The 11,961-nt window shown below is 47.5% G+C and carries 10 protein-coding genes; all 10 read left to right on the top strand.

Annotation, left to right across the window (positions count from 1 at the left end; translation table 11 throughout):
- The first annotated feature begins 1 nt into the window (after position 1).
- Complete coding sequence (locus ACLTOH_RS08195) at positions 2–1,318, top strand: hypothetical protein (protein ID WP_118539230.1); 1,317 nt, start codon at positions 2–4, stop codon at positions 1,316–1,318.
- Complete coding sequence (locus tag ACLTOH_RS08190) at positions 1,315–2,025, top strand: hypothetical protein (protein WP_117466267.1); 711 nt, start codon at positions 1,315–1,317, stop codon at positions 2,023–2,025. The genes ACLTOH_RS08195 and ACLTOH_RS08190 overlap by 4 nt, the downstream gene beginning before the upstream one ends.
- 11 nt (positions 2,026–2,036) lie before the next feature.
- Positions 2,037–2,810 carry a hypothetical protein gene (locus ACLTOH_RS08185; RefSeq protein WP_337763175.1) on the top strand — a complete coding sequence of 258 codons (774 nt, stop codon included), beginning with the start codon at positions 2,037–2,039 and terminating at the stop codon, positions 2,808–2,810.
- Positions 2,811–2,838: 28 nt separating this feature from the next.
- On the top strand, positions 2,839–3,453 hold the full coding sequence (locus ACLTOH_RS08180) for a hypothetical protein (RefSeq protein WP_118547339.1): 615 nt from the start codon (positions 2,839–2,841) through the stop codon (positions 3,451–3,453).
- A gap of 17 nt (positions 3,454–3,470) precedes the next feature.
- Positions 3,471–4,865, top strand: a complete 1,395-nt coding sequence (locus tag ACLTOH_RS08175) for a contractile injection system protein, VgrG/Pvc8 family (RefSeq protein WP_118669017.1) — start codon at positions 3,471–3,473, stop codon at positions 4,863–4,865.
- A gap of 12 nt (positions 4,866–4,877) precedes the next feature.
- Positions 4,878–6,278 (top strand): phage late control D family protein, encoded by a 1,401-nt coding sequence (locus tag ACLTOH_RS08170; protein WP_118547337.1) that lies wholly within the window; start codon positions 4,878–4,880, stop codon positions 6,276–6,278.
- Positions 6,279–6,299: 21 nt separating this feature from the next.
- Positions 6,300–7,271 (top strand): pentapeptide repeat-containing protein, encoded by a 972-nt coding sequence (locus ACLTOH_RS08165; protein WP_118504505.1) that lies wholly within the window; start codon positions 6,300–6,302, stop codon positions 7,269–7,271.
- Positions 7,268–7,789, top strand: a complete 522-nt coding sequence (locus ACLTOH_RS08160) for an imm11 family protein (RefSeq protein ID WP_117466261.1) — start codon at positions 7,268–7,270, stop codon at positions 7,787–7,789. The genes ACLTOH_RS08165 and ACLTOH_RS08160 overlap by 4 nt, the downstream gene beginning before the upstream one ends.
- Entirely contained in the window at positions 7,790–8,662 is an 873-nt protein-coding gene (locus tag ACLTOH_RS08155) for a DUF4280 domain-containing protein (protein WP_117466260.1), read from the top strand.
- Between the two features lie 12 nt (positions 8,663–8,674).
- A partial coding sequence (locus ACLTOH_RS08150; protein WP_412223903.1) for a DUF6531 domain-containing protein occupies positions 8,675–11,961 on the top strand: 3,287 nt, incomplete at its 3' end.

Raw genomic sequence — 11,961 nt, 5'->3', positions numbered from 1 at the left:
TATGGGGTGGTCAGGTCAGGAAGACGGCATGGACGTAATGAAAGAGATAATCCAGAAGGAGATACAATCCATAAGCAGTCTGGAAGAAAGGGTGATCTTCAAGAATCTGATGGAAGGAGTCTTTTTATCCCTGTATGACACGAATCGGGAGATGTACGAGGGATTGGAGCGCCGCATCAAAGAAGAATTGGACTATGACAAAAACCGCTATTATGTAAAGACAGGCATTGTGGAGAGGGAATTTTTCGATGCCTCCCACCATCTGCTGTCACCAATGGATGAAAGTGATCTGGCAGAAAAACTGTATGATATGAAGGAAATTCTGCGGGCGGTGGAAGAAGAGGGAGCGTTCCGGCTGATGAAAGTCATGTTACGCTGCGATTTTCTGGAACAGCAGAAACTGCTGGCATTGCAGCCTGTGTTTGAAGGCGTCATCGAGACCGAAGAACCGGAGAAGGAATGGAAGGTGGAGATCCGTCTGCGGGAAAATCGGGAGTATCTGAAAAAAATAGAATACCTGTATCTGTTGTTTACCAGAAACGGCATACCCTGGCAGACCGCCAATGCACCCTATCTGTATAAGATGGCGGACATGATCGTGACCGGGCTCCCGGAAGGAATTACCGGCAAAGAGAAAATCAGGCGGGTAACCATCCAGTTTGGAGAATACAGCAGTATGATTCAAGAAGATGTCATTCCGGTATGGAATATTCAGAGACTTGAGCTGGACAGCATCGGTTTCCCCATACCCTGCGGAGACCATCAGAATTATGAACACAGCGTTTCCCTGAAGAAGCATGGAATAAATCATGCATATCTGGTGGAGGATGACAGGAATGTGCAGAGTGTCAGTCAGGAAGGGGAAAGATTAAGAATCGTATGCAAAACCGGTGAAGCAAAAAAATGGGGGATCTATCAGATCCGTTCTTCCCAGGAGCAGAAGATAGACCGCTATACCTTTCCCATCATGGGAAACGGCCGGGAAGAAAACTTTGCAGAGAAATACCAGAGAAAGTGGAACCAGCAGATCAGGACCAAAACAGAGCTGGCGCATTTCATAAAGGGATTCGGGCTGGAGGATTATGTACGTTATCAGGACTGTCAGGTAGAGGACGACTTTCCGGGCAATAGGGAGACATACGCGGTGAACTGCTTTATTCCGGATGAGATCCGGCTCAGATCAACGCAGAAGAAACTGGTTCTCTATTTCCAACCGGGAAAACAGGAGAGGTGGCTGCAGAGAGATATTCTGAGTTTTCTGGTATCTGAGGTACAGCGGATCTATCCGGAATATGACTGTGGGGGAATATTGGTATGAGGTACCTCTGGGAAGTACTATTGGAAGCGAAAAAGGAACAGATTCCGGAAGAGAGACTTCGGTTTGTCCATGCGCCACAGGGCAGCGGGTATATGGAACTGTCCCTGCCCTGTCTCAACCAGACCTGGCTGGGAGAAGAGGAGCAGCCGGAAGACATCAACATAGAGGTGAATACCTATTATCGCTTTTATGACATATTCTGTGAAATGTTTCCACCGGATGAGGCAGAGTTCCCCTCACTGCGGGAAAGTCTGACAAATTTATGCCTGCATATGCTGGCACAGAATGATATCAGGATGGGCATGACAAGGGAAGATTACCACAAGAGACTTCTTGCAAAAGAGATTCTGGACGGAAACTTCGGAGAAATAGCAGGAAACGTATTCCGGTCAATGAGCAGCAAAGAGCAGGAGATATTGCTGGGCGGATGGCTGAACAGCTTCCGGACAGGCAGTGTCCTGCCGGTTTTTCTGGATATGGTTCATGGTCTGGTGGCGGATAGCATCGTCTATCACAACAACGCCTATCCGGATGAGATTCTGATCTATACCGGATGGAAGAGAGAGCGGAACCTGGAGCAGAGGATCCGATTCCTGATCGATACGTTTCTGGACATCCGGTATCGGGTGGAAATCTTTTATGAATATCATTTCGGGATAATCGGAGTAGAGGAGACGATGCGGATCGGGGAGATCGCGATCTGCTGAAGGGAGAGAAAATGTTTCAGAATATTTATCCTGTGTTTGAACCCAAAAGACTTTTAAAAAAAGAGATGTTGGAAAATCTCAGGGATTTTCCCAGAAGCCTGTTTGGATTGCAGTATCAGAATTACAGCGATGGAATTCTGTATGGATGTGACATTACGGGAACGGAGACAGGGATGATTCTTCTGCCGGGAATATTGTGTTACAAAGGTGTGCCCTATTTTCTGGAGAGACCATATCCTGTTACGTGTAAAGCAGAAGGAAAAATGGCATATGTAAAGGTACATTTCTGGGATAAGACCATCGGCAGCGGCGGTGAAGAGTATTTGTCACAAATCATTGTGGATGAACAGGAGCCGGATGCAGAACAGGAACTGGAGCTGGCACGGTTTAAACTTCAGGCGGGAGCAAGACTTCGCTCAGACTATGTGGACTTTTATGATTACGAGACCGAATTTGATACGGTGAATCGTATTTACGTGCCTTATGCCGCACTGGATCATCCCGGCATCTGGCCGCAGATTTTAAAGAGTTTTGCAAGAGAATTATTAAAGTATGCTGTGACAGATCCGTGGGATTGTGCATTCTGTCTCCAATGTCTGCAAAGGAAGGAAGCCATGCCTTATGAGGCGGTCCGTGCCTATCTTCATGCAAGGCTGGGGCAGAATAAGGAATACACAAATATGCAGATGTATGGCGCATTGAAGAGAATTCTGGGTGAAGCGGGCGGAAGGGAAGAGATTCCCGGACAGACCCGAAAGAAAGAGGGAACATTGCTCATGCTTTAACGGTGTGAGGGAAAAGGAGGCGGCAGGCATGGAAAACGAAATGGATTTGTCCATAGCACGGTTTATCAGAGAGCAGCGGGAACGGGAAGAACAGGAGGAAAGAGAACGCCTGCGGAAACAGTATGATCCCAGGGAGCGGATTACTTATACGCTGGAGGAGATGATAGAGGGGATACGAAGCGGACGACAGTATCTCTATACATTGTTGCTGGAGTTTGAACCGAAGGACCTGTTGGAAGGACGGTTGACGGTTCCTTTTATTAAAAATTTCTATGATGTGGAGCAAAATGAAGCCGGAATGATTCTTTTGGCAAGCAATGCACGCAAGGTTGTTTTTAATGTATCTGATGCACCTTGCACAAAAGTGAAGATGCCTCTGAATAAATGGATCGAGCAGACCAAAGAAGCCATGAAGGATATGCACATATATATTAAGCCCGGGAAAAAGGCGGTGGTAGGAAATATGGAATATTTCTGCTATACGGCGCCTACATCCAGAGGACGTCTTTTTAACATCGTCTTTCGGTTGAAAAAAGGCGGCAGGATATATGCGGGAAACCTGAATTGCCCGGAGGAAGAGCAAAAAGGCATGGGACTGTTGCTGGAGGCAATGGTGCATGTGATTGAGGAAATGAACCGTTAGAAGGGAGGGAGCAGCGTATGGATGCGATTACCTATGGGAGTCTTTTTCTGATACTGGGAAGTACGCGTCTGTCGGTTTTGACATGCTGCATCAGTGAAAATCCCGGGAAGCACGGATTTCTTTCCGCAGATGCAGAGACGCAGGAGGAACTGAAGGATTATCTTCTGTACGAGGAAGATGGTCATATCGGATTATTTGTAATGCTCGGAGAGACCATAAAACCGTTGTTTTACGGCACGGTGACCTGTATGGAAGTAAAGGCTCAGGGAGGAAGGTGTGTGCTGCATCTGGAGGCACTGACGGAAAGCTATCAGATGGATCTTACAGTAAGGAACCGATCTTTTCAGGACGTAGCCATGACCTCCCACCAGTTAATTCAAAAGATATTGGAGCCTTATTCGCAAAGTCAGATTCTGTTCTCCATAGAAGATAAGGCATTAGGGCAGATTATGGTGCAGTATCAGGAAACGGATTGGGAATTTCTGAACCGTGTTCTTTCCGCGTATGGTGCCAGTGCGTATATTGCAGGCAATGAACCGGGGATTTATCTGAGAGTAGGATTGATGGATACAGAGGAGGATGCAGACTGGGATCTGCTTCCCTATGTTCTGCATCGTAATGCTGCGCCCAGAGAGACAAAAAAAGGACTGAAAGGGCAGATCTGCTATCAGATAGAGACATATGACATTCTTCCATTGGGAGAAAAAGTGCTTTTCAAAGGGAAAGAACTGTATATCGGAAAAATCGAAAGATTTTTCCGGCAGGGACTTTTTGTCAGCAGATATTATCTGTATTTTGCAGAGGGACTGAGGAAACTGAAATATTACAATCCGTTCCTCGGTGGAGTATCCATAAACGGGGTGGTTACGGCCGCCAGCAGGAATCGGCTTCAGGCACAATTAGAGACGGATGCTTTGGCAAATTACAGGAAAAAGTATTTTTTCCCCTTTTCTACAGTGGCAGCATCTCCGGATGGAAGTGGATGGTATTGCATGCCCAGACCGGGGGATCAGGTAAGGATTTTCTTCCCCACCGCAGATGAGAAGGAAAGCTATGCGATTGCAAATATTCAGGGAGATTCGTCGCCTGCATCTGACAGTCCGATGAGCAGGCCTGATCTGAAGGATATTACCATGCCGGATGGAAAGGCTGTCCGGTTTATAGAAGGCGGAATACAACTGGCCGTTGGCGGAAATAAAGGAACTGTCACTCTGACAAATGATGGAAACGCCGAAATTGTTACCGATGATGACATTGAAATCAGCGCGGCGGAGGCAGTGTGTTTCAGCACGGATGGAATGATGAGTGTGACAGCGGGATCCCGGATACAGTTTATCAATGATGCGGGGGGAAATATTACCGTAACAGACGAAACAGTGAAAATCGATGCTGCTATGATTATCAACAATTAGCGGAGGGATATTATGTACAGTTTGCATGATATAGAAGTAAACGGGCTGGATCTGGCAGAGGTGTTGGAGTGTGAAATAGAATCCCGGGCAGGAGAGCATAGTACGCTGGTGATCCTTGCCCGTGTGACAGAAGAAGAGTTTGTATTTGAAATCTCAGATTGTCAGGATCTTGAAGTACTTCTGCGCGAAGGAGAAGGCAGGAAGATCCTGTTCTCCGGCATCCTGACGGATATTCAGATAACGGAAAGCGGTCAGGTGAAGACTGTACGAATAGAAGGAAAGAGCCGCAGCTGGCTTATGGATCGGGAGAAACATTCCCGTTCTTTCCAGAACGCTAAGATGACTTTTCAGGAGTTAGCACAGGAAATACTGGCAAATTATAAGGATGCTGATCTGATCTATGCTGCTGCGGGAAAGGCGGTTGGAAGTCTGATCGTTCAGTATGAGGAGACGGATTGGGAATTCCTGCAGAGAGTGCTTTCCAGGGAAGGTATTATGATCACTCCGGACTGCCGACAGCCCGGCTTAAAATTATATGCGGGAGTTCCGGAGCTTATGGAGTCAGCATTTCCCTGTCATATTCTGGATATGGAAAAGGATATGGACGGATATTATGAGCTGAAGGCAAACGGCAGAGAGGTGCATGCATCGGATTTTACCCGCTATACGGTCGTTTCAGAACAGCTTATGGGAATCTTTGATCCGGTCCGGATACAGGGAAATCCTTTTGTGGTTTATGCATGCAGATATTCCTTTGAAGATCAGGAGATGCAGGGAACTTATAAATTACAAAGTGCAAAGGGGCTTACAAGGCCTGTGATCTATCCCATGCATTTGATCGGGGTAGCGCTGAATGGCAATGTGGTGAACGTATCAGGTACAAAAGTGCAGGTAGCAATGGCAATTGATGGAAACAGCAGGAAACGTGCATTGTACTGGTTCCCCTATTCCACCCTGTCTGCATCCTCAGATGGCAGCGGATGGTATTGCATGCCGGAGGTGGGAGATGATGTGCGGATATATTTTCCTTCCAAGGCAGAATCTGAGGCAATTGCACTGAGTGCTGTAAGTAATTACGATGCACCGCAGAGTGGAGAAGATCGGATGAGCGATCCGGACAACCGGTATCTGCGCACCAAATCCGGGCAGGAGCTTGCACTGGCCCCGGGGTATATAAAGCTTTCCTGTGGAAAAGCAGCATCCGCAGTGACAATTCAGACGGATGGAAAGGTCAAAATACAATCTCAGTCTATGGTGAAGGCAATGGCACAGGAAGAGATTGCGATTCATGCGGAGGAGCAGGTGACGCTTCATGTATCGGAACAATTTATTATGCATAGTCTGAGCGGCGGACAGATTGTATCCAGCAAAGGCAACGTTATTATGCAGGGAACAGAAGTAATCGTGGATTAACATGTTTTGAAGGAGAGACAGATGGACAGAGAAACGGCTTTGCAGAATTACAGAGAAGCGGTATCGAGAAAAATAGCAGCATTCCGCAGCCATATGGGGGATTCTGTTCTGGAACATGCCGAGGATTGGGAGGCTGTGGTAGAAAAAGCCATGAAGCTTCTGGGAGAGCAGATGGAAAAACAGGGAAAGGAGTATGTATGTTTTTTGTATTTTTCTCTGTTGAAGTCAGATACGATCAACAGAAACTATCGGGTTCAGCTTCACGGTCTCGATATGAGCTGGTATATGGATAAGGAACCGGTTGAGGTGTATGTGGATGTAAAGGAATTGCTTACACCTTTGGATGAACTTTGGAATGAGTTAGTTTGTGCCAATCAGGGATATGGTGTCTCTGTCAATGAATATGACATTCAGAATCTGCTGTTTGATGAACTGACCATTATGGACAATATGATCTGTCAGGTGCTTCGCTATCGTCTGCGGGACTGGGAGAAAAAGGGAATCTTTGAGCCTGTTACCCGTTCTCCCTATTGGGTCCTGAGGTGGGGGGAATATCGTGATCAGACCGAAATACTGGTTCAGACGGACCGGGTGGAAAAGGATCCCGGCGTCTGGAAGACCGAACTGTCAAAGGCAGCCAGAGAGCCGGAAAAGATGGTGTTCAGTTATTGGTATAAAGGCACCTATGCAGACAGAACGATCCGGGACATGGATATGCGCTTTATTACGTTTGAGGAAAGCACCGTACAAAACATTGTATTTCAGAACTGCAATCTGGAAGGAAGCCGTTTCCCCGGAACCAGACTGACGGGATGCAGCTTTGAAGGGTGTAATCTGTGGGGGGCAGATTTTCGGGAGTGCACGTTTGAACAGACATCTTTTGCCGGAGCTGAACTTACTGCCGCTGTGTTCCCCGCAGAAAGTGTTCCGTTTCTGGAAATCAGTGCAGAGCAGCTTCAGGTAATCCGTCTGGACAGGGAGGAAGAATCATGAGGTATTTCTTTATTACGCAGGACAAAAATCTGCCGGGATCTATTCAGTATCGTGATTTTGATATCAATGGGAGCCGTCATGTGTTTTCTAAAGAGGACAGCAGCCAGTTGGACAGTGTTGTGGCATTGTATCTGGCAGGGGATGGCAACGAGGCCAGATGGGATTTTCTACAGCATCCGGTAACCATGTTCTCCAGAAGATTCCGGAATATTCTGGATGCGTATGAACCGGGATTGTTCTTCCAGGAGGTAGTTCTAATCCACAAGGAGAGTTCCCGGCAGTACCGGTATGTACATACGTTAATGGATCAGCTGGATGCGGTGGGAAGTCAGACGGAATATTATCCCAACGGGACGGTAAAGCGTCTGGTTTTAGACAGCGGGAAAATTGGACAGCATAACCTGTTCCTGCTGAAAGGGAACCAGAGAAAGGATCCGATTGTCAGTCTGCCTCTGGCAGAGAGCCTGCTGCGGCGCAGGCCGATGGGAATACACTTTGAAGAAGTGGAGGTGCAGTAAATGAGTGAGATACAGCCAAGTCTGGGAGAACTGGAGGATGCACAGAATACTGCCTATGAGAATTTCTTCACAGCGCGGGATGCTGTTACGGCGGCTGGGGAAAGAGTTGCTGCCGCCGATGAAGCGGTATGTCTGGCAGAGAAAAAGTATATGAACAGTGAAATCAGTGTGGAAGAGTGGGAGGCAACGTTACAGGAATTAAGCGATGCACAAGTGGCTGAGACAGCGGCAAATGAGAACTATGAAGCTGCGGCAGCGGGGGCGCAGGCGGCAGCGGAAGCGGTGGAGGCCAAAAAACAGGAACTTCGTGACAGCCGTGTAAATGACACCGCTTATGTGGTACATTGTGCCCGGATCGAGTGCCCTTTTGGTATGCGTGAAAGCTATCTGGCACTGGATGCTACCCATGGGGTACTGACGCACCAGATACCGCAGATGACGGTAAAAGATATGATTCTGAATACAAATATCATTAACTTCGGTGGATGCCACAGCAGGGAGAACCCTGATGTTCAGGCGGAGATTGAAAAAACCAACGCCATCATAGAATCCAAAAAAGACTGGCGGGACGATGTGGTGGGCTATTTCACAAAGAAATGGAATGAGCGTGTAACAATCATAAAAGCAGGGATCGGTCTTGCAAAAAAACTATTAGGGATGAAAAAGAAAGAAAAGACCGAAGAAGAAAAGCTGGAAGAAATGAGTTCAGATTTTGTTGGTGAGTGCAAGGCCCAGTTCCCCGCGGACGGAGAATGGCTGGAAGGGCATGAAAAGGTATTTATTAATGGGGAACCGTTGCTGTTGCGCAGATGCAGTATCATGTGCAGTTACGGAGGATGTGTAACGATCTTGCTTTCGGGACAGCCGGAATAGGAGGAAAAAGGTATGGAGCTTGCTTATCAGGGTCTTTTCATTCGACTTCCCTTTGAAGGTGCGGTTGGAGTAGAAGCATTTGAAATGAATGCGTCATTTAATGACCATGTCACATTAAGGCTGTTACTTCTGGTGGAAGAAGAAAAGATAGAAGCTCTCATTCATGGTATTGGGGATGGGGATGATATAGAGGTATATAAGGCGGAGGCTGATGGGCTTTTATATGCCGGAAAGATTACAGACGCTAAAATGGAGCAGGATCGCAGCCTGCACCTTTTGCAGCTGGAAGCAGCTTCTTATACCATGGAATGGGGGCTTGCACCGGTAAGCCAGAGCTTTCTGAACTTAGACACAACATACAGGCAGGTTATGGACAAGGTCCTTAAGAATCAGAAGGATGCGGAAATTCTGGACTGTGCTACCAAAGGAGCTGTGATTCCTGATTTCCTGCTTCAGTATGAGGAGAGCGACTGGAATTTCCTCGTGCGTCTTGCCAGTCATTTTCATACCTTTATGGTACCGGACTGCCGTGCGGCGCATGGACGGGCCTATTTTGGAATTCCGGATCTGGGGGAAGAATATGTCCTGAGCGATGAAGAGTTTACAGAGATCAAGGATATGGACCAGTATTATCGTCTGGGCAGAGAACAGAAAATCCTTCCGCAGGAAACCCTTAAATGGAAAGTGACTGCCAGGCAGGATTTCTGTCTGGCACAGAAGGTACGCTTCCGGGGGATCAGTGCCATTGTCACAAGGATACAGTATCAGACGGTAGAAGGAGAACTTGTACGGACTTATGAACTGAGCCGGAGAAAGGGTGTGTTATGTGCCCCTGAAAAGAATCCTCATATTTTCGGTATGAGCATCCCCGCTACGGTAAAAGAGCGTTCGGGAAATTGTGTCAGGGTGCATTTCCATATTGATCCGGAATATGATAATTCCCCTAATGTAAAATACTTTACTTATGCGATCGAGAGCAGCTTTATCTACTGTATGCCGGAGGTGGGAAGTCAGGTACATATTTACTTCCCCGGGGATGATGAGAAAGATGCTATTGCAGTTCATGCCATCCGGACATCCGGCGGTTCCTCCGCATCCGGTTATGCACAGATACCGGACAACAAATCTTTTTCCAATGTAAATGGTGCGGAACTTTTGATGACTCCATCTAAGGCTATCGTATCTGCCGATCAGGAAAAGCAGACCTGTGTCTATTTGGATACGGATGGAAATGCCCTTATCACAGGGAAGAAGATTTGTCTTCATGCGGAAAAGAACCTGATTGTGGGCGATCCTGCAGAGGAAGACGGACAGGCTTCCAGACAAATGGTGCTGGAGGCGGAGGAACTGACGGTTCAGGTCGGAGGGAACGGTTCTCAGATCAACTTAACGGATGAGGCACGGATTATAGCAGCCTTTGTAAAGATGGATGCATCGGACCGGTCGCCTGCTGCAAATCCGTCTCTGGAAGAACTCAGATCATCTGTAACAGCAAATGATGAGACCAACAGAAAAAATATCAATGAAGATGTCAGCAATGAACTGGTGGAGAAATTCGAGGAAGGCAGAACCAGTATTCTGAAAGGGATCGTAAAAGTGGCTGCCACAGTTGCAACTGTGGCGGTAGCGGTAGCACTGACCGCAGCCACCGGCGGTGCTGCGGCAGTTATTATTGCAACCGTGGTGTTGGGAGCAGCTACGGCTGCATATGCTGTAGCAGATGTGGGAGAAGGAATAGACAATTACAAAAAGGCCCAAAGCGGTGATTTAAGTCAGGGACACAATTTCATGCGGGATGACGTATTCGGTGGAAACGAGCTCCTGTATGAACTGGTGAGAGCGGGTACGGAGATTGCCTTCGGTGTTGTATCCGGCTGTGCAATAGGTAGTGCATTTAATAAATTGATGACAGCAAAAAAATTCATACATCTTGCTAAGGAAGCAAAATGTCTGAAGGCAGTCATGCAGATAGGGGGAAATGTCCTGGATGGTATTTTTGATGATCTGGCACGGACAGGAGAGATCAATCCTGCCAGGACACTATGGAATATCGGGATAGGATTTGCACAGGGCAGTACCGGCAGTGGCATCCGTGACGGACTATTGAGTAAATTAGGTATTGAAGGATGTTCCTTCGGAAACCATCTCATTAAGACATTTCTGGGCGGTTTTATTGACACCGGCATAGATGGGGTGGGTTCTGCTCTGAGTGAACAGGACTTTGATCTGAAGAGCAGCCTTATCCAGAATCTTTTCTTTAATGGACTGGACGCTTTTATCAGCGATCCTGTGGACGCAGTCACGGGAATCTATGTCATTCAGGCTACGGATTTCCTGCTGGCCAGCGTGCCCTTTGCCCTGAAACTGGAACGGTCCTATTATTCTACCAATAATACGGTCTCTGTACTGGGGCTGGGATGGAAATTCCCATATGCCAGCAGGATATATCGGGATACAAGGGATGTGGAGCATACCCGGGTTCATCTGGAGACCATCACGGGTCATTCTGTGTGCTACGAGGAGCAGGATGGCCGTTGGGTGAACCAGAGCAAGGGAGCATCCAGATTCCTGATGGAAGTACAGGAGGCAGAGATAACCGGACAGGAGCGGTATGTGCTTACGGATGTGGTGGACCATACCCTGAGTGTTTATGATGCCAGAGGACTGCTTCAGTCTGTGGAATATCCAAATCAGCAGCGCTTAAGCTTTGCCTATGGAGAAGAGGGGCTGGAACGGATCGTTACGCCCTTGGGCAATGTACTTCAGGTAGAGTGCCGGGGTGGGCGTATTCTGCAGATTACGGATGAGATCGGACGCAGGACCCAGTATCGCTATGAGGGCGATCTTCTGGTGGATGTGGTGCATACGGACGAGGGGATTACCCACTACGAATATGATGAAAACGGACATATTTCTTCCGTTACGGATCAGAACGGAAGTTGTTATCTGGAGAATGAGTATGATGTGAAGGGCCGGATCACCCGTCAGAATTTTTCAAGCGGTGTGTACCAGACCTTTACTTATGATGATATTCATCACAGGAATACCATTTATTACAGCGAAACGGGCAAGACGGAGATCTATGAATACAACAACCGGTTCCTGAAGGAACGGGTAATTTATGAGGATGGTTCGTTTCAGACCTATCAGTATTCGGATGACAACTTAAAGGTGGGAGAAATCAGCCGCCTGGGCAGCCGGAAAGAGTGGGAGTATGATGCCTATGGAAGAAGCATCCGGGAAAAATTCCCGGATGGCTTTGAAGTGCACCATGAATATAATGAGCACCATGATCTGGT

Source organism: Waltera sp. (assembly GCF_046969025.1).
In the GTDB taxonomy this organism is placed as follows: Bacteria; Bacillota; Clostridia; order Lachnospirales; family Lachnospiraceae; genus Acetatifactor; species Acetatifactor acetigignens.
This window is presented reverse-complemented; position numbering and strand designations above follow the sequence as displayed.